This is a genomic window from Acidovorax sp. DMC1, assembly GCF_056314325.1.
The window spans coordinates 234,493-253,818 of sequence record NZ_JBQUYO010000008.1 but is presented as its reverse complement, the minus strand read 5'-3'; the positions used below and the strand labels follow the sequence as shown (position 1 = coordinate 253,818).

General features: G+C 64.6%; 22 protein-coding genes. 12 read left to right on the top strand and 10 right to left on the bottom strand.

What is annotated here, in order from left to right; all coding sequences use genetic code 11:
* Window positions 1-3: 3 nt before the first annotated feature.
* Genes ACT531_RS17470 through rfbF form a run of 7 tightly spaced genes read right to left on the bottom strand, consistent with a single transcriptional unit; the run spans window position 4 to window position 5,709 of the window.
* Window positions 4-831 carry a class I SAM-dependent methyltransferase gene (locus tag ACT531_RS17470; RefSeq protein WP_121508453.1) on the bottom strand — a complete coding sequence of 276 codons (828 nt, stop codon included), beginning with the start codon at window positions 829-831 and terminating at the stop codon, window positions 4-6.
* On the bottom strand, window positions 779-1,585 hold the full coding sequence (locus tag ACT531_RS17465) for an NAD-dependent epimerase/dehydratase family protein (RefSeq protein WP_476018232.1): 807 nt from the start codon (window positions 1,583-1,585) through the stop codon (window positions 779-781). Before ACT531_RS17465 ends, ACT531_RS17470 begins: the two co-directional genes overlap by 53 nt.
* Window positions 1,582-2,070, bottom strand: coding sequence for an acyltransferase (locus tag ACT531_RS17460; RefSeq protein ID WP_476018231.1), 489 nt, complete (start codon window positions 2,068-2,070; stop codon window positions 1,582-1,584). The genes ACT531_RS17465 and ACT531_RS17460 overlap by 4 nt, the downstream gene beginning before the upstream one ends.
* Window positions 2,071-3,312, bottom strand: coding sequence for a methyltransferase domain-containing protein (locus ACT531_RS17455; RefSeq protein ID WP_476018230.1), 1,242 nt, complete (start codon window positions 3,310-3,312; stop codon window positions 2,071-2,073).
* Complete coding sequence (locus ACT531_RS17450; protein ID WP_476018229.1) at window positions 3,309-3,869, bottom strand: dTDP-4-dehydrorhamnose 3,5-epimerase family protein; 561 nt, start codon at window positions 3,867-3,869, stop codon at window positions 3,309-3,311. The genes ACT531_RS17455 and ACT531_RS17450 overlap by 4 nt, the downstream gene beginning before the upstream one ends.
* Window positions 3,866-4,933 carry a CDP-glucose 4,6-dehydratase gene (rfbG, locus tag ACT531_RS17445; protein WP_476018228.1) on the bottom strand — a complete coding sequence of 356 codons (1,068 nt, stop codon included), beginning with the start codon at window positions 4,931-4,933 and terminating at the stop codon, window positions 3,866-3,868. Before rfbG ends, ACT531_RS17450 begins: the two co-directional genes overlap by 4 nt.
* A 5-nt stretch (window positions 4,934-4,938) precedes the next feature.
* Window positions 4,939-5,709, bottom strand: a complete 771-nt coding sequence (rfbF, locus tag ACT531_RS17440) for a glucose-1-phosphate cytidylyltransferase (RefSeq protein ID WP_476018227.1) — start codon at window positions 5,707-5,709, stop codon at window positions 4,939-4,941.
* 468 nt (window positions 5,710-6,177) lie between these two features.
* On the opposite strand from rfbF, the gene motA reads away from it, so the two are divergent.
* The 9 genes from motA to ACT531_RS17395 all read left to right on the top strand — a co-directional run bounded on the left by motA (window position 6,178) and on the right by ACT531_RS17395 (window position 15,724).
* Window positions 6,178-7,038 (top strand): flagellar motor stator protein MotA, encoded by an 861-nt coding sequence (gene motA / locus ACT531_RS17435; RefSeq protein ID WP_056748020.1) that lies wholly within the window; start codon window positions 6,178-6,180, stop codon window positions 7,036-7,038.
* Between the two features lie 45 nt (window positions 7,039-7,083).
* Window positions 7,084-8,016 carry a flagellar motor protein MotB gene (motB, locus tag ACT531_RS17430; protein ID WP_476018226.1) on the top strand — a complete coding sequence of 311 codons (933 nt, stop codon included), beginning with the start codon at window positions 7,084-7,086 and terminating at the stop codon, window positions 8,014-8,016.
* Between the two features lie 72 nt (window positions 8,017-8,088).
* Window positions 8,089-8,475: a chemotaxis response regulator CheY gene (cheY, locus tag ACT531_RS17425; protein WP_015015821.1), complete on the top strand. Its 387-nt coding sequence runs from the start codon at window positions 8,089-8,091 to the stop codon at window positions 8,473-8,475.
* Window positions 8,476-8,479: 4 nt separating this feature from the next.
* Window positions 8,480-9,106, top strand: a complete 627-nt coding sequence (locus tag ACT531_RS17420) for a protein phosphatase CheZ (protein WP_110961869.1) — start codon at window positions 8,480-8,482, stop codon at window positions 9,104-9,106.
* Window positions 9,107-9,328: 222 nt separating this feature from the next.
* A complete protein-coding gene (locus ACT531_RS17415) occupies window positions 9,329-10,483 on the top strand; it encodes an EscU/YscU/HrcU family type III secretion system export apparatus switch protein (protein WP_476018225.1) in 1,155 nt (384 codons plus the stop codon).
* Window positions 10,480-12,561, top strand: coding sequence for a flagellar biosynthesis protein FlhA (gene flhA, locus ACT531_RS17410; protein ID WP_015015824.1), 2,082 nt, complete (start codon window positions 10,480-10,482; stop codon window positions 12,559-12,561). The genes ACT531_RS17415 and flhA overlap by 4 nt, the downstream gene beginning before the upstream one ends.
* Entirely contained in the window at window positions 12,558-14,051 is a 1,494-nt protein-coding gene (gene flhF, locus ACT531_RS17405) for a flagellar biosynthesis protein FlhF (protein WP_476018224.1), read from the top strand. The genes flhA and flhF overlap by 4 nt, the downstream gene beginning before the upstream one ends.
* On the top strand, window positions 14,044-14,841 hold the full coding sequence (locus ACT531_RS17400) for a hypothetical protein (protein WP_476018223.1): 798 nt from the start codon (window positions 14,044-14,046) through the stop codon (window positions 14,839-14,841). Before flhF ends, ACT531_RS17400 begins: the two co-directional genes overlap by 8 nt.
* Window positions 14,842-15,007: 166 nt before the next feature.
* The gene (locus ACT531_RS17395) at window positions 15,008-15,724 is read left to right on the top strand and encodes an RNA polymerase sigma factor FliA (RefSeq protein ID WP_015015827.1); all 717 of its coding nucleotides are present in this window, start codon (window positions 15,008-15,010) and stop codon (window positions 15,722-15,724) included.
* Window positions 15,725-15,847: 123 nt separating this feature from the next.
* On the opposite strand, the gene ACT531_RS17390 is transcribed toward ACT531_RS17395, so the two are convergent.
* From ACT531_RS17390 to flgA, 3 genes are all read right to left on the bottom strand, one after another.
* The gene (locus tag ACT531_RS17390; RefSeq protein WP_110961864.1) at window positions 15,848-16,222 is read right to left on the bottom strand and encodes a hypothetical protein; all 375 of its coding nucleotides are present in this window, start codon (window positions 16,220-16,222) and stop codon (window positions 15,848-15,850) included.
* A 42-nt stretch (window positions 16,223-16,264) separates the two neighbouring features.
* Complete coding sequence (gene flgM, locus ACT531_RS17385) at window positions 16,265-16,585, bottom strand: flagellar biosynthesis anti-sigma factor FlgM (RefSeq protein ID WP_110961863.1); 321 nt, start codon at window positions 16,583-16,585, stop codon at window positions 16,265-16,267.
* A 94-nt stretch (window positions 16,586-16,679) separates the two neighbouring features.
* Window positions 16,680-17,393 (bottom strand): flagellar basal body P-ring formation chaperone FlgA, encoded by a 714-nt coding sequence (gene flgA / locus ACT531_RS17380; protein ID WP_476018252.1) that lies wholly within the window; start codon window positions 17,391-17,393, stop codon window positions 16,680-16,682.
* A gap of 332 nt (window positions 17,394-17,725) precedes the next feature.
* Between flgA and flgB the strand changes: the two genes are divergently transcribed.
* From flgB to ACT531_RS17365, 3 genes are read left to right on the top strand one after another with little or no spacing between them, the layout of a single operon-like run.
* On the top strand, window positions 17,726-18,196 hold the full coding sequence (gene flgB, locus ACT531_RS17375) for a flagellar basal body rod protein FlgB (protein ID WP_060987142.1): 471 nt from the start codon (window positions 17,726-17,728) through the stop codon (window positions 18,194-18,196).
* 36 nt (window positions 18,197-18,232) lie between these two features.
* Window positions 18,233-18,637: a flagellar basal body rod protein FlgC gene (gene flgC / locus ACT531_RS17370; protein WP_015015832.1), complete on the top strand. Its 405-nt coding sequence runs from the start codon at window positions 18,233-18,235 to the stop codon at window positions 18,635-18,637.
* An 18-nt stretch (window positions 18,638-18,655) separates the two neighbouring features.
* Complete coding sequence (locus tag ACT531_RS17365; RefSeq protein ID WP_209820602.1) at window positions 18,656-19,309, top strand: flagellar hook assembly protein FlgD; 654 nt, start codon at window positions 18,656-18,658, stop codon at window positions 19,307-19,309.
* Window positions 19,310-19,326 lie beyond the last annotated feature (17 nt).

The following is a 19,326-nucleotide window of genomic DNA, read 5'->3' as shown; positions in this document are numbered from 1 at the left end:
CTTTTATTTGATCAACAGGCCCTGGCCGGTGGGCATTTCCAGCACACGGTACCCGTACTTGGCAAACCAGGGGTCCTCGGCCAGCTTTTGCGCCCGGTACGCGAGCCAGCCATAGTCATCCAGAATCAGTACGGCCCCTGGAACCATGCGTTCAAACAGCACTTCCAGCGCGCCAACCTCAGCCTCCGCATTGTTCATATCGAGGTGCATGAAGGCGATCTTGCGGGGCGCGACCTCGGCCAGCACGTCGGGCACTTTGCCTTGCGTCACGGTCACGTTGCCAAAGCCGGAGAACCGCTCTTTCACCTGCGCATACAACTGCTTGCTGTGCTCCGGCATGGCATGGTGCGGGAGCGAGGGGTCGTGATCGAACAGGTCGTACAGGTAATAGTGGCGATCCTGCCGGCTGGCAAAGTCCACCGCGTCGCACACAATCCGCGCAGTTGTGCCCTTGTAGCAGGCACATTCCACAAAATCTCCCTCCAGCCGCAGCCCATTGCGCACACCCCACAGCACTGTGGATATGCGCCACAGCACGGCCTTTTCGATTTCCGTACCGGCGTGCGCATTAAACGCGCGCATCAGTGGCTCATCTTCCAGAAAACCCAAATTGCGGTGGTAGGTGAAAAGATTGTCACCCGCGTAGATGCCGTCCTGGCCGCTGATTTGGTTCACCGCTTGCTGAATGCCTTGCAGGAAGGCTGCGGGTTCCGTGGTTCCGAAAAATACCGGGTGCAAATGGTTTGCCATATCCGTTTCCCTTCTCTGTCGTAAAAAATTACCACGCCTCGCCGTCAACCAGGATGCGACGGGGCTTCCAAGCGAATTCATCGCGCAGGCGCGTCACATCGATGGGTGCGAACCCCTGCCACGGCGCAGGCTCTGTGATGGCGAAGGTCGCCGCGTGGGTGCTGGCCAGCCACTCCAGCCACTGCCGATGCGTTATCTGCACGCCGCTGGCCACGTTGTAGACACTCGCGCGGCCCGCCAGCGCAATGCGCGGCAACCCGTCGAGCAGGTCGTCCACGTGCACATAGTCCTTGGCGGACTGCGGATCGGAGCGCAGCACGATGTGGCCCTGCCGCGCCTGGCGCAGCAGGTCGGCCACCAGGTTGCCCGATGCGGCGTCCATCCCCGGCCCGACTACGTTGGACAGGCGCGCCACGCGCACCCCGGGGCGTCCGCAGGCATGGCACAGCGATTCGCCGGTGAGCTTGGTCAAGTTGTACAGGTATGACGGGACACCCGGCAGCACGGACAGCGGGGCGTCTTCGTGCGTGGAGGCCGCCCCCATGTAGACCCGGGTGGACGACAGGTACAGCAGCGAGTCGAACTGCGCGCGCCGCAGCACCTCGGCCAACAGGCCCACATGGGCGTCCACCGTGTCGAACGGGCGTGTGCGGAAGTCGGCGGTGAGCCCCACGCAATAGATCACATGGCCCAGCGCGCGGGTGAACACCTCGGCATCGCCGCGCGGTGGCGCCCACACGGTGTGGCCCTGGGCCCGCAGGTGCGCCACCAAGCGGCTGCCGATGTAGCCCGTGGCGCCCAGCACCGTAAACGTCGAAGGGGGCAGGTCCGTCACCGGCGCTCCCCCACGGCCGCCAGCGATTGACCCGCATACACGGTGTACGCCAGCAGCTCCCCGCGCACGATGGAGCCTGCGCCCACCACGCAGCCGCGCCGCAGCACGGCGCCGTCGAGCAGCACGCAGTTAGCGCCGATCCACACGTCGTCCTCAATCACGATGCCACCCTTGCTGGGCAGAAAGCCCTGCTCGCGGATCAACCGGCCAAGTTCGGCATAGGCATGGTTGACCGGCGCAAAGGTGCAGTTGGCGGCAATCGCCACGTAATTACCGATGTGGATGCCGTTGCCGGTGTAGAGCACGCAGCCCGCGTTGATGACCACATGTTCGCCCACCACCAGGTCGCCGCTGCCGCCCGCAGGCTTGACCTTGACGAAGCTGTCGATCACCGAATGTGCGCCCACCACGATGCGCGTGCCGCGCACAGAGTCTTCAATGTCGGCCAGGTGCGAGACCTTGGCGCTGGGGTGCAGCTCGATCATCTAGAACACCTCCAGACGGGGCACGGCCACCACCAGCTGCGCGCCCCAGCTGCGCGTGTAGTCCAGCTGCTCGGCCACCTCGCTGCGCAGGTTCCAGGGCAGGATCAGGATGCGCTGCGGCTTGTGGGCGCGCAGGTGCGCCTCGCTCACCACCGGGATGTGGCTGCCGGGCAGGTACTGGCCTTGTTTGGCCGGGTTTTTGTCCACCGCGTAGGGCAGCAGGTCGGGCCGCACACCGGCAAAGTTGAGCAGGGTGTTGCCCTTGGCGGCCGCGCCGTAGGCGCCTACGGTGATGCCGGCGGCCTGGCATTGCAGCAAAAATATGAGCAGCTCGCGCTTGACCCGTATGGCCTGGGCCTGAAAATCGCTGTAAAAACCTGCGCCCAGCATGCCGGCCGTGGCCTCGTTGGCCAGCAGTTGCTGCACGCGGACGGCGCCTTCAGCCGTTACCTGGGGGTGGCCCACGGTATCGGCGCGGGCGGCAAACACGCGCAGGCTGCCGCCATGCGTGGGCAGCTCCTGCACATCGATCACCATCAGGCCGTTGGCCGCAAAGATGCACTGCACCGCCGTGAGCGACAAATACGAGTAGTGCTCGTGGTACGCCGTGTCGAACTGGCACCCCTGCACCATGCGCAGCAGGTGCGGAAACTCGAAGGTGGCCACACCGTGGGGCTTGAGCAGCCGCGTGAAGCCGCCCACAAAGTCGTTGATGTCGGGCACATGCGCTAGCACGTTGTTGGCGGCGATCAGGTCGGCCTGGCGGTCGGCAGCGGCCAGCTCGTCGGCCAGCGCCACGCCAAAGAACCGATCCACCACCGCTATGCCTTTGGCGCGAGCCGCCGCCGCCGTGCTGGCGGTGGGCTCCACGCCGTAGCAGGGGATGCCCGCCGCCTGCACGTACTGCAGCAGGTAGCCATCGTTGGACGCGACCTCGACCACGCGGCTGGCGGCGGTGAGGCCCAGGCGCTCACGCATCGCCTCGACATAGGCCTGGGCATGGGCCAGCCACGACGAGGAGAACGAACTGAAATACGCGTAGTCGTCGGTGAACAGCGCCTCGCGCCCGGCGTGGTCTTCGGTCTGCACCAGCCAGCAGGTTTCGCACACCAAGAGGCGCAGGGGGAACCAGGTTTCGGGCGCGCGCAACGCGGCCTCGCGCAGGTAGGCATTGGACGGGGGCGCGCTGCCCAGGTCCAGGAACGGCAGTCGCAGCGGGTTGCCGCAGTGTCGGCACTTCACAGGCGCACTCCTTCGAATTCTTCGGTCATCCCGGGCTGACCTGCGTCGCGCGGCGACATTTGCCCCACCGGCAGGGGCCAAGCCACGGCCAGGCGCGGGTCCAGCGGGTTCAGGCCCGCTTCGGCGGCAGGTGCATAGGCCGCAGAGTGGCAATACAGCAGCTCTGCATGGTCGGTCAGCGCCTGGAAGCCGTGCGCAAAACCGGGCGGGATGAGCAGTGCGTTGCCGTTGTCTGCGGATAAATACTCGGCATGCCACTGCAAAAAGGTGGGAGAGCCCTGGCGCAGGTCCACGGCCACGTCCCAGACCTCGCCACGCAGGCAGGTCACCAGTTTCATTTCGGCGTGCGGCGGCTTTTGGTAGTGCATGCCACGCACGGTGCCTTGGAGGGCTGTATAGCTCTGGTTGACTTGGGCGATCGGGCCCGCCCAGCCTGCGCCCGCCAGTTCATCGGTGCAGAACAGGCGCACAAAAAAGCCGCGCTCGTCCACCAACGGCTGGCGTTGCACACGGAACAACCCTGCCAGCGGCAGCGGCGCCAGGGCCAGGCGGCTCATGGGCGGGCCTCCCACGCGTCGATGTCGGCCATGCACAGCGCGCGCGCATCGGCGCCGCCATGGTGCTGTCGGTACCAGTTCATGGTGCGGGCCACGGCGGTGTTCAGCGCCCAATGCGGGGCGACGCCCAGCACCTGGCGGGCGTGGGCAGTCTCCAGCGCGAGCCAGCCGGCTTCGTGGGGGCCATCACTCTCTTTTTCATAGCTTGTTGCGCCGGAAGGATATGCGCTGGAGGCTAATTCGATGACATTTTTGACCGTAGCGGCCTCGTGCGGTAGCGGGCCAAAGTTGTAGGAACCGGCCAGTGCGGGCGATTCCCACAAGCATTGGGCCAGGCGCAGGTAGGCGGCCAACGGCTCCAGCACGTGCTGCCAGGGACGCGTTGCCTGGGGGCGGCGGATACGCAGGGTCTCACCCTTCTCCCAGGCGCGCACGGCGTCGGGCAGCAAGCGGTCTTGCGCCCAGTCGCCGCCGCCAATCACATTGCCCGCGCGGGTGGTGGCCACCGCCACACCCTGGGCTGCAAGAAAGGAATCACGGTAGCTGGCGGTTACCAACTCCGCCGCCGCCTTGCTGGCGCTGTAGGGGTCGTGCCCGCCCAATGAGTCTTCTTCGCGGTAGGGGTAGGCCCATTCGCGGTTGCGGTAGACCTTGTCGGTGGTGACCACCACGGCCACGCGCACGCCCGCCAGCCCACGCAGCGCGTCCAGCACATGCGCCGTGCCCATGACGTTGGTGGCAAAGGTGTCGAGTGGCGCTGCATAGCCGGGCCGCACCAGCGCCTGCGCGGCCAGGTGCAGCACCACATCGGGCCGGGCGGCGTGCACGCGCAGGGCCAGAGCCGGGGCGTTGCGGATGTCGCAAAAATGGCTCTCCATACCCGGGCCGACCTGCCCCAACTGCGCCAGGGTGAACAGGTTGGGCTCGCTAGCAGGGGGCAACGCAATGCCGGTCACCTGCGCGCCCAGGCGTTGCAGCCACAGGGCCAGCCACGCGCCCTTGAAGCCGGTGTGGCCGGTGAGCAACACGCGCTTGCCGCGCCAGAAGTCGGGATCAGGGCGCATCGTGCTTACCAGCATTTCCAGGGCGCGCGGCCCGATTGCCACAGGTCTTCGAGCAGGTTTTTCTCGCGCAGCGTGTCCATGGGCTGCCAGAAGCCGGTGTGCTCGAAGGCGCGCAGCTGATCGCTACTAGCCAGGCGGGCCATGGGTTCCAGCTCCCAGCTGGTGGCGTCGCCGTCGATGTAGTCGATGACCTCGGGCTGCAGCACAAAAAAACCGCCGTTGATCCAGCCGCCGTCCCCGCGCGGTTTTTCCACAAAACCGTCCACCCGGTCGCCGTCGCGCATCAGGGCGCCATAGCGGCCTGGGGGCAACACGGCCGTTACCGTGGCCTGGCGGCCGTGGGCGCGGTGGAACGCAAACTGCGCGGTCATGTCCAGGTCGGCCACACCGTCGCCATAAGTAAAGCAGAAGGGCTCGCCTTCGGGCAGGTACTCCTGCACACGGCGCAAGCGCCCGCCGGTCATGGTGCTTTCGCCGGTGTCCACCAGCGTCACGCGCCAGGGCTCGGCGTGGCGGTGGTGCACTTCCATGCGGTTGTTGGCCATGTCAAAGGTCACGTCCGACATGTGCAGGAAGTAGTTGGCGAAGTATTCCTTGATGACGTAGCCCTTGTAGCCCAGGCAGATGATGAAGTCGTTGACGCCATGGGCGGCGTACATCTTCATGATGTGCCACAGGATGGGCCGCCCACCGATCTCGATCATGGGCTTGGGACGCAGGTGCGACTCTTCCGAGATGCGGGTGCCCAGGCCCCCCGCGAGCAGTACGGCTTTCATGCCCGCAGCATAGTGCAGGCCCTCACGGCCAAAAAGGTCCAGTCACAGCAGAAACACCGTCCAAATGAGGCGTTTGCATGCGATGCGGGCGCACGGATGGCGGACACGCTGCGCAAGGACTCACTCCAATCAATATCAAATTGATAGCACCATAGGCAATAAATATCAGCGCATCGCCACGCTCTGACACAAACCTGGGTATACATAGTCCCCGAGAGGCCACCCAGACCCTTTGCCGGGCATCCGAAAGGCCATCGCAGCGCCCACATCCCAGCGCGCAAGACCACCAACGCTCCATCGGTGGCAGCGGCCAGAGGCCATTCGCCCGAGAAGCAGCCTGTTGACCGCTCTCTTGGGGCATTTCGCGTTCTGCAATCCGATACATTTGCAGTAACCTTCGGTCAATCCGTGGACTGCAGCCCTCCCCAGCGCAGTCGTGCCCCTGCCGCCGCCCTAAACGTCTAAAGCATGTTTGTCATCATCGGTTACGTCGTCTGCCTCGGCTGCATCTTCGGTGTGTACATCGTGCACGGGGGCAATATCAGCGTGATTCTCAAGGCACTGCCGTTTGAGATCATCACCATTTTGGGCGGCGCACTGGGCGCATTTGTGGTGAATAACCAGCCCAAGGTGATCAAGGCCACCTTGGCCGCACTGCCGATGGCGCTCAAGGGTTCCAAATACACCAAAGAGCGCTACATGGAGCTGATGGCGATGCTCTATGACATCCTGCAGAAGGCCCGCAAAGAGGGGTTGATGGCCATTGAGAAGGATGTGGAAACACCCCACGAGTCCGAGATCTTCAAGAAATACCCCACGGTGGGCAGCGACCACCACGTGATCGAGTTCACCACCGACTACCTGCGCATGATGGTGTCGGGCAACCTGAATTCCCACGAGATCGAAGCGCTGATGGACAGCGAGATCGACACCCACCATCAGGAAGCACACGCCCCGGTGGCCGCCCTGGCGCGCCTTGCAGGCGCCCTGCCCGCCTTCGGGATCGTGGCCGCCGTGCTGGGGGTGGTGAACACCATGGGCTCGGTGGGCCAGCCGCCCTCCGTGCTGGGCGGCATGATCGGCTCGGCGCTGGTGGGCACGTTCCTGGGCATCTTGCTGGCCTACGGCGTGGTGGAACCCCTGGGCGGACTCGTCGAGCAAAAGACCGAGGACGCTGCCAAGGAACTGCAGTGCATCAAGTCCACCCTGCTGGCCAGCATGCAGGGCTACAACCCCGCCACCGCCATTGAGTTTGGCCGCAAGGTGCTGTTCTCCAACGTACGCCCCAGCTTCTCGGAGCTGGAAGGACACGTGAAGGGCAAAAAGTAGCAGCCGCCGCGCATGCCGTAGCCGCGCCGCAACGCTCCCACCACCATGGCAGAAAAGAAGCTCCAGCCCATCATCATCAAGCGCATCAAGAAAGGCGGCCATGCGGTGCATGGTGGCGCCTGGAAGATCGCTTATGCCGACTTTGTGACGGCGATGATGGCGTTCTTCCTGCTGATGTGGCTGCTCGGCTCCACGGCCAAGGGGGAGCTGCAGGGCATTGCGGCGTATTTCGCGTCGCCGCTCAAAGTGGCGATGACCGGCGGCGACGGCGCGGGCAACAGCTCCAGCGTCATCCCCGGCGGCGGCAACGATCTGGCCAAGGTGCACGGCCAGGTGCGCCGCTCCGATGTGGAAGAGGCCAAGCAGCGCCGCATGAGCATCGATGCCGCGCGGGCGGAACGCGCCAAGCAGGACCAGGAACGCATCAAGGCCCTGGAGGCCAAGATCGATGCGCTGATCACCGAAAACCCGCGCCTGAACGAGTACAAATCGCAGATCCGCATCGACATCACGCCCGACGGGCTGCAGATCCAGATCATTGACGACCAAAACCGCCCCATGTTCGACAGCGGCAGCGCGTTGGTAAAACCCTACATGCGCGACATCCTGCGCGAAATTGGCGCGGCCCTTGGTGGCGTCGAAAACCGCATCAGTCTGGCAGGCCACACCGACGCCGTGCCCTATGGCAACAGCGAAAAGGGGTACAGCAACTGGGAGCTGTCAGCAGACCGGGCCAACGCCTCGCGCCGAGAGCTGGTCTCTGCCGGCATGCCAGACGCTAAACTGGGCCGCGTGGTGGGCTTGGCCGCCAGCGATCTGCTGGACCCCAAGAACCCACGCTCCCCCTCCAACCGGCGCATCACCATCACGGTGTTGACCCGGGAGGCCGAAGAACGGCTCATGGGCAAAGGGATTCCCGAAATCACGTCCACAGAACTGTTGACTGAAAAGCGGGAAAATCCCCCCCCAAGCAGGTAACAGTTACGACTTGTCACCAAACCTGCCGCCCATGACAATGCTTACAGTAAATCTCGACTGAAAGGGTCCCAAGTGACCACAGCCCTTCGTTTTTTGATCGTTGACGACTTCTCCACCATGCGACGCATCGTTCGCAACCTGCTCAAGGAGAGCGGGTTCTCAGACGCTGACGAGGCCGAGGATGGTGTCGCCGCACTCAACAAACTGCGCAACAGCAAGTTTGATTTCGTGGTGACCGACATCAACATGCCCAACATGAACGGCTTCCAGCTGCTGGCCGAGATCAAGAAGGACGACAAGCTCAAGCACCTGCCCGTCCTGATGGTGACCGCCGAAGCGCGCAAGGAAGACATCGTCGCCGCCGCCCAGGGCGGTGCTGCGGGTTACATCGTCAAACCCTTCACCAAGGCAACTCTGGAAGAGAAAGTGACCTTGATTCTGAAGAAGATGGGGCTATGACACCATGGACGACACACCGGACAACAGCCAGCCGGCCGCCGAAGCCGATGTTCACCACAAGATTGGCCTGCTGACCCGCCAGCTTCACGATTCACTGAATGAACTGGGGTACGCCGACAAGCTGCGCGGCTCCATGGGCGAACTGCCCGACGCCCAGAGCCGCCTGTCATACATCGCCCGGCTGACGGGCGAGGCCGCCGAGAAGGTGCTCAACCGCGTCGAGCAAGCCAAGGCGCAGCACGACTACATTGCGGCGGAAACACGCAGGGTCGTCAATTCGCTGGTCGCCGACCCGGTGGCAGCCGTGGCCAAGGGCGAAATCTTCAACTTCCTGACTGACGTAGAGCGTGTGACCAAAGAGGCCGACACGCACCTCACGGAAATCATGATGGCCCAGGATTTTCACGACCTCACCGGCCAGGTGATTGCGCGCGTGGTGAATCTGGCAGCCACCATTGAAGAGCAACTGGTGCAACTGCTCATCCAGACGGCCCCGCCCAACGCCCAGGTACCCGCCGAGCCCGCCCGCCCGGCCCACCTGCAAGGCCCGGTGGTGGACCCGGACAACACGCCCGACGTGGTCACCGACCAGTCCCAGGTGGACGATCTGCTGGCCAGCCTGGGCTTCTGACACGCTGTTTTCAGCCCAATGTGCTTCAAGCGCTAGTGCAATATGCCCTAGCCGCTATCATTTTTGAAAATGCTGATGACCATCGGCCGTAGCGGGCAGACGCCCGCCAGCGACTGAAAACACCCCGGGCCTCACCGAAAAGAGGGGGCGGCAGCCCCCTTATCCACCTTTAGATTTCCAGGTCGCTCACGACAATGGCATGACCCCAGCCGTCATGCCACCATGGAATCCAGCCAAGAAAAAAGCCTCCCCGCGTCAGAGCGCAAGCTGCAGAAAGCACGCGAAGACGGCCAAGGGGCACGCTCACGCGACTTGTCGCACCTGGCCATTCTGGGCGCGGGCGCCGCATGCATGCTGCTGCTGGCCCCACAGCTGATGGACCGCATGCAGTGGGCCATGAGCCAGCAGCTGGCGTTCAATGCGGCCACGGTGATGGCGCCGGGCACCATGCTGTCGCGGCTGCAGGACATGGTCATCGTGGGCGTGATCGCGAGCACAGTGTTCGCCACGCTGACCAGCGCGGCGGCCCTGATCAGCGCCATCGGAGCGGGCGGCTGGATCCTCAGCGCCAAGCCCATCACCCCCCAGTTCAGCCGCCTCAACCCGATCTCGGGGCTGGCCAACCTGTTTTCCAAGCAGCAGATGGCCAACGTGGCCAAGATGGTGCTGATGACGGCCATCCTGACCTATGTGGCCTGGAAGTTCCTGGGCAACAGCATCGAAACCGTTGCCATGCTGGTGCTGCAACCCTCCCCCATGGCCCTTCGCCAGATTGCCGACTGGCTGACTTCGGGCATGAGCCTGTTGTTGCTGGTCGTGTTTCTGGCCGCTTTGGTGGACGTGCCTTTGCAGGCGTTCTTCTTCAAAGAGCGGCTGAAGATGTCGCACGAGGAAGTCAAGCAGGAGCACAAGGAGTCGGACGGCAACCCCCACATCAAGGGCCGCATCCGCCAGAAGCAGCGCGAAATCGCCGACCGCGCCAGCGTGAGCGCCGTGCCCAAGGCCGATTTTGTGGTGATGAACCCGACCCACTATGCGGTGGCCCTCAAGTACGACGAGAAGACCATGAGTGCGCCCCAGGTGATCTCGCGCGGCACCGACCTCATCGCCATGAAGATCCGCGACGTGGCCAAAGAGCACAACGTGCCCGTGCTGCAGTCGCCCATGCTGGCCCGCGCGCTGTATGCCCATGCCGAGCTGGACCAGGCCATCCCCGCCACGCTCTACACCGCCGTGGCCCAGGTGCTGGCGTATGTGTACCGCCTCAAGGCCGCGCTGCGTGGCGAAGGCCGCATGCCCGACAGCCTGGTGGAGCCTTTTGTGCCGCCTGAACTCGATCCGCTGAACCGCACCACGGTGCAAGGTGCTGCCGTATGAACACCTCCGTAAAGTCTTTGCAGCAATGGGCGGGCACCAACGCCAGCGCCCTGCAGGGCCTGTCGGCCCCCCTGCTGGTGGTGGCGATTCTGGCGTTGATGGTGCTGCCCATCCCGCCGTGGCTGCTGGATGCCTTCTTCACGCTCAACATCGCCGTTGCGCTGATGGTGATGATGGTCGCGGCCTACATGCTGCGCCCGCTGGACTTCGCGGCCTTCCCTTCGGTGCTGCTGCTGACCACCCTGATGCGCCTGTCGCTGAACGTGGCCTCGACGCGCGTGGTGCTGCTCGAAGGCCACCAGGGCCCGGGCGCGGCGGGTGCCGTGATCGAAGCCTTCGGCCACTTCCTGATCGGCGGCAACTTCGCGGTCGGTCTGATCGTGTTTGCGATCCTCGTGGTGATCAACTTCGTGGTGATCACCAAGGGTGCCGAGCGCATTGCCGAAGTGTCGGCCCGCTTCACCCTGGACGCCATGCCCGGCAAGCAGATGGCGGTGGACGCCGACCTGAACGCCGGCCTGATCGACGAAAAGGAAGCCAAGCGCCGCCGCGCCGAAGTGGCGGAAGAAGCCAACTTCTTCGGCTCCATGGACGGCGCCTCCAAGTTCGTGCGCGGCGACGCCGTGGCGGGCATTCTGATTCTGCTCATCAACATCATTGGCGGCTTCACGATTGGCGTGTTGCAGCACGACCTGTCGGCCAAGCAGGCGGCCGACAGCTACATCCTGCTGGCCATTGGTGATGCGCTGGTGGCGCAGATTCCCGGCCTGCTGATCTCGGTGGCCGCCGCCATGGTGATCTCCCGCGTGGGCAAGGACCACGACATGGGCCGCCAGATCGTGCAGCAGCTGTTCATGTCGCCCCGCGTGCTGGGTGTCACGGCAGGCATCCTGATCCTGCTGGGCCTGATCCCCGGTATGCCGCATGTGGTGTTCCTGACCATGGGCGGGCTGCTGGGTTATGGCGCCTGGATGATGTACGAGCGCCAGAAAGTGCCGCCCGTCGTCGAGGCCCCTCCGCCACCGGTCACCGACGGCGAAGCCACCTGGGACGACCTGCAGCCCGTGGACCTGCTGGGCCTGGAGCTGGGCTACCGCCTGATCAGTCTGGTGGACAAGAGCCGCCAGGGCGACCTGCTCACCCGCATCAAGGGCGTGCGCCGCAAGTTTGCGCAGGAAGTGGGCTTCCTGCCCCCCGCCGTGCATGTGCGCGACAACCTCGAACTCAAGCCCAGCGGCTACCGCATCACGCTGCGTGGCGTGGTGGTGGGAGAAGGCGAGGCCTTCCCCGGAATGTTCCTGGCGATCAATCCCGGCGGCATCACCACCCCACTGATCGGCACGGCCACCACCGACCCTGCCTTTGGCCTGCCAGCACACTGGATCGACGATCGGCAGAAGGAAGCCGCACAAATGGCGGGTTTTACCGTCGTTGATTCCGAAACCGTGATGGCCACCCATTTGTCACACTTGATGCAAGTGCAAGCCGCCAAGCTTCTCAGCCGCACCGAAACGCAGCAGCTGGTGGAGCACGTGGCCAAGCTGGCTCCCAAGCTCATCGAAGAAGTGGTCCCGAAAATGGTCTCCATCGCAACGTTCCAGAAGGTCCTCCAGCTGCTGCTGGAAGAGTCTGTGCACATCCGCGATATCCGCACCATCATCGAGACGCTGGCCGAGCATGCGGGTGCGGTCTCCGACCCCGTCGAGCTGGCCCGCCGCGTGCGCATCGCGCTCTCACCAGCCATCGTCCAGCAGATTTACGGCCCCACCCGCGAGCTCAACGTCATCGCCATCGAACCCGGCCTGGAGCGCCTTTTGGTGCAGGCCCTGGGCAACACGGCAGGCCCTGCGCTCGACCCCGGTGTGGCCGACATCCTCACACAGAAGGCCGCCGAAGTGGCCCTCAAGCAGGAAGAGATGGGCCTGCCCGCCTGCCTGCTGGTTCCCGACCAGATCCGCAATGCCATCTCCCGTCTGGTGCGCCGCGTGGCGCCCCGCCTGCAGGTTCTGGCACACAGTGAAATTCCAGAGACCCACACCATCCGTATTGGGCCGATCCTTAAAGGTGCATCAGCATGAACATCAAACGCTTTACCGCCCCCACCTCCCGGGAGGCTCTGGCCAAGGCGCGCATGGCCTTTGGCGACGGCACGCTGATCCTGTCCAACCGCCCCACGGCCAACGGCGTGGAAGTGGTGGCCACGGCCGAAGACACGCTGTCGGCCTTGGATGGGGGTGCCCCCGCCTCTTCGTCCAATGCGCCCCTGCTGGCGCCCAGCACCCCGCGCAGCGCCCCACAGCGCGCCAGCCAGCCGGCGGCAGCGTCGGCTCTGGGCCGCAACCCGGTCGAGGAAGACACCGAACAGCTGGCCATGAGCACGCTGTCGTTCCAGGACTATGTGCGCGAGCGCATGCTGCGCCGTCGCCACGAGGCCCTGAACGGCCCGTCGGAACCCCAGACACTGTCTGAACGCAGCCGCGACCAGGAGCCCGAACGCGAGCGCATGCCCGCCCCCTCCGTGGCACGCCACAACCCGCTGCGCACCATCCCGATGGACATCCCGCCCGAGCCACCACGCCGCCGGCAGGAGGCTCCCAGCGCCCACCTGATCCAGTCGAACAACCAGAGCGTGATGAACGAACTGCATGCGATGAAGGAGCTGATCGAAGACCGCTTCAACACGCTGGCCTGGCTGGGGCAGGCACGCCAGAACCCGATCCAGTCCAACCTGATGCTCAAGATGATCCGTGCTGGCTACTCCCCATCGCTGGCCCGTGCAGTGCTCGAACGCATGCCCGAGGACCTGTCGGCGGGCGAATCGGTACGCTGGCTGATGGAGGTGCTGGAGCGCAACCTCAAGACCGACCAGACCGATCCCCCCCTGTATGAACAGGGCGGCATCTTCGCCATGGTGGGCTCTACCGGCGTGGGCAAAACCACCACCACGGCCAAGCTGGCAGCGATGTGTGCACGCATCCACGGCCCCGGCAGCGTGGGCCTGATCACACTCGACACCTACCGTGTGGGTGCCCACGAGCAACTGCGCACCTATGGCCGCATGCTGGGCATCGTGGCGCACCTGGCGCACGACCGTGCCGCGCTGCAAGACCTGCTGGGCCTGCTCAGCGGCAAAAAGATGGTGTTGATCGACACCACCGGCGTGGCCCCGCGCGACCCGCGCAAGCGCGATATGCTGGACGTGCTGGACCTGCCCCATGTCAACCGCCTGCTGGTGCTCAACGCCGGTTGCCATGGCGACACGCTGGATGATGTGCTCACCGCTTTCAAGACCGACGGTTCGCAGCAAGCCATCCTGTCCAAGGTGGACGAAGCGGTGAAGCTGGGCCCCGCGATTGACGCGCTGATCCGCCACCAAATGGTGCTGCGCGGCGTGACCAACGGCCAGCGGGTGCCCGAGGACTGGGAGCGTGCCAACGCCCACCAGCTCATCAGCGCCTCCATGCGGTCGCCCGCCAAGTCGGCCTTCGACCCCAAGGCCACGGACCTGAACTTCTTTTTTTCGCACTCTCCCGATACCGTGACTGAGGGGGGGCTGGTCGATGCTTGATCTCGGTTTTCACCAGGCCGCCAGCCTGCACAGCCTCACCCCGCAGGCGGAGCTGCGGTTGCTGGCGGTCGCCAGCCAGGGCAACACGGCGAATGGACTGGAAACGCTGTGGCAGATCTGTGCGAGCCTGCAGCGGCTGGGCTATCCGGTGGTGGTGCTTGACGGAACGGCGCAGGAATCCGACGACAGCCCCGGGCTGCTGCACCTGCTGCAACACGCCACATGGAATGACGGTGCCAGCCTGAACCTGGGCGCCACTGCGTCTTCGCTCGCAGTGATTCCGGCGGCCAAGGGGCTGCAGCATCTGAGCCGCAAGGCCGGTGACACCGCCCGATCGCCTATGGAAAGCCTGTTGCCCTACTTCAGAACCTACGGTCTGATGGTGATTCACGCACCGGCGGCCACCCTGGGGCCCCTGCTCACCCACACGGCCACGGTGCCGCTGGTGGTCATGGGCAGCGGCGCAGCCGGGGTGATGACGAGCTACAAGAGCCTCAAGCAGATCGCGCTGCACACGGGCTTGCCCTGCATGGTGGCAGCCTTGCTGCACAGCAACACGGCCGCCGAACGCCGCAAGGCCCAGTCCCAGTTGATGACCCTGCAGGCCTGCGCCGAACGCCATCTGGGCGGCCCCATTCGCACCACCACCATTGCCACGCAGAACCCCCAGGATCTTCAGCGTCTGGCCTTGCAACTGCTGGAAAATGCGGGCACCATGAACGGAGCGCTGGCTGCGCTGACACCCAGCAACTTGACAGGCATGCCTGCGCATTTTGTCCGGAGCCACTGACCAGAGCCTGTGATGCACCTCTACGTACCCACGTTGACCCGCACTGCCCCCAACGGTCTGGCCAGTCGCCAGCCCCGCGAGGCGGATGAAGTTCGGGTGATGGCACCCCCAAGCGGCTCCAGAACAAGATCGCATACCCGCCCTACCAGTGCATAACACCCTCTCTATGTACACCGCCAAAGGCCAGCTTGATCGCGATGCCATGATCCGCCAGCATGTACCGCTGGTCCGGAGGATTGCGCACCACATGATCGCCAAGCTGCCTCCCAATGTCGAACTGGATGACTTGATCCAGGTCGGCATGATGGGGCTGGCCGAAGCCCTGTCGCGCTATGAAGTGGCGCAGGGCGTGCAGTTTGAAACCTTTGCCACCCAGCGCATCCGGGGCGCCATGCTCGACGAGTTGCGCGAGGGCGACTGGATGAGCCGCAGCTCGCGCAAGAGCCAGAAAGACATTGAACACGCTGTGCACCGGCTGGAGCAAAAGCTGGGACGCAGCCCGCTGGAGTCCGAAATAGCCGGCGAAATGGGCATGAGCCTGGCGGACTACCAGAACCTGCTGGGCAAGGTGCGCGGTACCCAGCTGGTGTACCTGGAAGACATGACGCATGGCAACGACGACGAGGACGGGTTTCTGGACCGTCATGTTGCCGACAGCGCGGCCGACCCGGTGGAGTTGCTGCGCGATCAGCGGCTCAAGACGTCACTGGTCAACGCCATCAAGACCCTGCCGGAACGGGAACAGCACATCATGGGCATGTACTACGAACACGACATGAACCTCAAGGAAATTGCAGCCGTGCTGGGTGTGACCGAGTCTCGGGTGTGCCAGTTGCACAGCCAGTCGATTGCCCGCCTGCGTGCCAAGATGCGCGCACACTGAGCCCGCGCGTCGGGCCACGAGCCGGGCAACACAAGGCATTGCGGGGCCAACAGTTTGGATGGCTGCGCGGGCGGACACCTCTTGCGCCCCGGCCCGACCCTCCCTCAGAAAAGTCTTGGGTGCTCAGCCCGCAGAGCGGTAAATGCGCGCCACGCCTGGCGCAGCTCCCCGCGCGCCCAGGCCGTCCCCGTAGGTAGAAGCTGCATTGGACGGAGGCAACAAGCCTGCGGCCTGGCGGTCGGTGACGGCGGCCAACCGGGCCAGGCTGTCACGGTGCAAAGTCAGCATGGTGCGGATGGCATCCGCACGCTTCTGCAGCGAAGCCGGTAGCGGCATGCCACGCGCGGCGGCTTGTTCGAGCGCACGCGAGAAATCGGCCGCCGCATCGCGCAAGGCCGTACTGTGTTTTTCCAGAGAGAGGGGATCTGCCGCGAGAAGTGCGGCGGAGACTTGTTCGATCCGCTGTTCAACAGCTGAGAGAGATTCTTCCAGAGTCATGGCGCATTGTGCGATGAATTGCGCCCTCTAACAAAACGCAGATCAGCCCCGGGAGCGGGACAGGATCTCCTGGGCGTTGGACAGCAGTTTGTCGGCAATGGCTTCCGCGTCGACCGAAAACTCGCCCTTCTCGATGGCAGCGCGCACGGCCTTGACCTTGCCCGCATCAAAATCGGCCGTGCTGCGGGTGGCGGGGCTGAGAGCGCGGGCTGCGGTGGACACCGTGACGGGCACACCGGCGGATGACGCAACCAGTGCGTCTTTCGTGGCTCCTTCCGCAGCGCTGGCGGGAGCCTTGGCTTGCTTGGCAAGCCCCGTCGGCGGCAACCCGCCCGGCAGTTCCGGTGTTTGACCTATCTTCATCGCTCTCTCCACCACCCCGTTGGATGTGGGGCATCAGTAGCAATGTTTTCGACCCATTTGGCCCGGACTTTAGCCATTTATTACCGGGGCGTCATCACAGAGTGACGTCCACCGTCCCAGAATCGTTCACAGTTCCGCTCACGATACGCCCATTCTCCATGCGTACGCGCACAGTCTGTCCAGCGGAGCCCGCCGTCAACGCCTGGCCCGCCGAGCTGACCGCGTAGCCGGGCCCCTGGGCCACCACCTTGACCTGCGCACCTGCCTTGAACAGCAGCGGGACCCGCACCATGGCCTGGCGCACCGCCTGGCCCGCCACCAGCTGGCGAGCGGCGGTCTGACCCACCCACAGGTCGGGGTTGGCCAGGACGGGGGAGGCATCGGCCGCCCAATCCACCTCGGCCTCGGTGGCGTCGTTGGCAGTCAATACTGCGCCCGGCGCCACATTGTTCGTCAGCACCCAGGCGGGCCCAAACGCTTTGATGGTGACGGGTAAAAACACATTCCATGCGGTCGCGCCTTCCACACAGCGCAGCCCCAGGCGTGTACGGCCCCACAGGCGGGCACCCACAGGGAGATAAGGTTCAACGCGCGCGCAGGGCGCCAGCCGCAGGCGCGAATCCAGTGAGCCAACACTCACTTCCATGCGCAGCGGCAGTGCGGAGGACTGGTTGCGAGCCAAAGCATCGTCCAGCCAGCGCTGGGTGAGCGGACCGAGGTCTGCCGCAGGGTCCGCCGCCGACTGGGCATGAGCGACACCGGCAGTACCCAGCAGAACCCCGGCCACACTCCCAACCAAGCACAGCATGCGCAGCACAGCGCGGGCACGGGCCACCAGGGGCGAACGGGTCGCGCCGTGCAGTACAGCGCCGTGGCGGGCATGCATCAAAAGGGAAGGGGTGGACATGGGGGCCTCCTTGGGCATCGACGGGCCAGACTGCCCGCGCACAGTGCGCAGAGGAAGGCAGAGGCCATTTCACCCCTGGAACTATAGGCACGCGCCTTGAGCGCAAAACCCGGAACTGCGCATCCATTTGCCACTTCTTCGCGCTTTAGAAAAAAGGCGCGGTTTCCATAATCGAACCACGCCAAAAAGGCCCCTTGGGCTGGCGACTTTGCAACCGACGGTGTGAGGCACACATGCTTGACAAGATGACCAACCAGCTGAATTTTCACGGCAACGCCCTGGTGCTGCGCGGTGAACGCCAGCGCGCCATCGCCAGCAATATCGCCAACGCCGACACGCCGGGCTATGTGGCTCGGGACTTCAAGTTTGGCGATGCGCTGCGCGAGGCCACGGGCGTGACCTCTTCGGCCACCGGCACGCCCGGCGCGGCCGTCACGCGGCTGGCCACCAGCGGCTCGTACGGAACCGCGGGCACCACCGATCCGCACCACATTCCGCTGCCCACCGTGAATTCCAGCACCAGCATCGACCGGCAGGGCGCGCTGGGCTATGCCGTGCAGACGCAGCCCAGCCTGGACAACAACTCGGTGGACCTGGACCGCGAGCGTGCCAACTTCGTGGACAACGCCGTGCGCTACGAAGCCACGCTGCGGTTCATCAACGGCAACGCCAAAACCATGCTCAGCGCCATTCAGGGCCAATAACCACGCAGCCCAGTAGCGCAGAAAGCGAGCCACCCCATGTCCATGTTCTCGATCTTCAATGTGTCCGGCAGCGCCATCAGCGCGCAGTCGCAGCGGCTCAACGTGGTGGCCAGCAACCTGGCCAACGTGGATGCCGTGGCCGGTCCCGACGGTCAGGCCTACAAGGCACGCCAGGTGGTGTTCCAGACAGCGCCCATGGGCGCCGACAGCTCTGCGGGCGTCAAGGTCAGCGGCATCAGCGAAAGCAATGTGCCGGGCCGCCGCGTGCACGATCCCAGCCACCCCTCAGCAGACGCCGAGGGCTACGTGACCCACTCCAACGTCAATGCCGTGGAGGAGATGGTCAACATGATCTCCGCCTCTCGCTCGTACCAGAACAACGTCGAGGTCATGAACACGGCCAAGTCGCTGCTCCTCAAGACCCTGCAGATGGGCCAGTAATTCCCGGGAGACCCCACCATGATTCTCAGTGCCACCAACGCCGTCACGACCACCACAGACGCGTCCACCAAAGCCAACGCGGCCAGCGACCCGTCGGCCGCGCAGGACCGCTTCCTGAAGCTGCTGGTGGCGCAGTTGAACAATCAAGACCCGATGAACCCCCTGGACAACGCCCAGATGACTTCGCAGATCGCGCAGATCAATACGGTGACCGGCATCCAGCAACTGAACCAGACCATGCAGAGCATGGCGTCGCAGTTCAACTCGCTGCAAGTCATGCAGGGCACGGCCCTGGTGGGCCGCAGCGTGCTGACCGAAGGCTCCAGCCTGGCGGTGGCGGACAAGACGGGCAAGGGCGGATTCGAGCTGGGCTCGGCGGCCACCAACGTGAAGATCGAGGTCACGACTGCAGGCGGCCAAGTGGTGGACACCATCGACCTGGGCGCCAAGGCCGCAGGCCGCCATGCCTTTGACTGGGATGCCAGCAAGTACACCGGCTCCACCGATGCACTGCAGTTCCGCGTGACGGCCGTCAACGGCTCCACCAAGCTGGACTCCACCCCGTTGAGCCTGTCCAAGGTCACCGCCGCAGGTGCCGAAGACGGACAGCTGGTGCTGAGCCTGTCCAACGGCAAAACCATCAACTACAGCCAGATCAAGGCCTTGGTGTAACACCAGCCCGCTTCGTA

Bases quoted from the DNA above. Each gene is read 5' to 3' on its own strand.
- ACT531_RS17470 (WP_121508453.1), bottom strand. From the start codon at position 831: ATGAATTCGCTTGGAAGCCCCGTCGCATCCTGGTTGACGGCGAGGCGT.
- ACT531_RS17460 (WP_476018231.1), bottom strand. From the start codon at position 2,070: ATGATCGAGCTGCACCCCAGCGCCAAGGTCTCGCACCTGGCCGACATT.
- ACT531_RS17450 (WP_476018229.1), bottom strand. From the start codon at position 3,869: ATGAGCCGCCTGGCCCTGGCGCCGCTGCCGCTGGCAGGGTTGTTCCGT.
- rfbG (WP_476018228.1), bottom strand. From the start codon at position 4,933: ATGCGCCCTGATCCCGACTTCTGGCGCGGCAAGCGCGTGTTGCTCACC.
- rfbF (WP_476018227.1), bottom strand. From the start codon at position 5,709: ATGAAAGCCGTACTGCTCGCGGGGGGCCTGGGCACCCGCATCTCGGAA.
- motA (WP_056748020.1), top strand. From the start codon at position 6,178: ATGTTTGTCATCATCGGTTACGTCGTCTGCCTCGGCTGCATCTTCGGT.
- motB (WP_476018226.1), top strand. From the start codon at position 7,084: ATGGCAGAAAAGAAGCTCCAGCCCATCATCATCAAGCGCATCAAGAAA.
- ACT531_RS17420 (WP_110961869.1), top strand. From the start codon at position 8,480: ATGGACGACACACCGGACAACAGCCAGCCGGCCGCCGAAGCCGATGTT.
- ACT531_RS17415 (WP_476018225.1), top strand. From the start codon at position 9,329: ATGGAATCCAGCCAAGAAAAAAGCCTCCCCGCGTCAGAGCGCAAGCTG.
- flhA (WP_015015824.1), top strand. From the start codon at position 10,480: ATGAACACCTCCGTAAAGTCTTTGCAGCAATGGGCGGGCACCAACGCC.
- flhF (WP_476018224.1), top strand. From the start codon at position 12,558: ATGAACATCAAACGCTTTACCGCCCCCACCTCCCGGGAGGCTCTGGCC.
- ACT531_RS17400 (WP_476018223.1), top strand. From the start codon at position 14,044: ATGCTTGATCTCGGTTTTCACCAGGCCGCCAGCCTGCACAGCCTCACC.
- ACT531_RS17395 (WP_015015827.1), top strand. From the start codon at position 15,008: ATGTACACCGCCAAAGGCCAGCTTGATCGCGATGCCATGATCCGCCAG.
- ACT531_RS17390 (WP_110961864.1), bottom strand. From the start codon at position 16,222: ATGACTCTGGAAGAATCTCTCTCAGCTGTTGAACAGCGGATCGAACAA.
- flgM (WP_110961863.1), bottom strand. From the start codon at position 16,585: ATGAAGATAGGTCAAACACCGGAACTGCCGGGCGGGTTGCCGCCGACG.
- flgA (WP_476018252.1), bottom strand. From the start codon at position 17,393: ATGCTGTGCTTGGTTGGGAGTGTGGCCGGGGTTCTGCTGGGTACTGCC.
- flgB (WP_060987142.1), top strand. From the start codon at position 17,726: ATGCTTGACAAGATGACCAACCAGCTGAATTTTCACGGCAACGCCCTG.
- flgC (WP_015015832.1), top strand. From the start codon at position 18,233: ATGTCCATGTTCTCGATCTTCAATGTGTCCGGCAGCGCCATCAGCGCG.
- ACT531_RS17365 (WP_209820602.1), top strand. From the start codon at position 18,656: ATGATTCTCAGTGCCACCAACGCCGTCACGACCACCACAGACGCGTCC.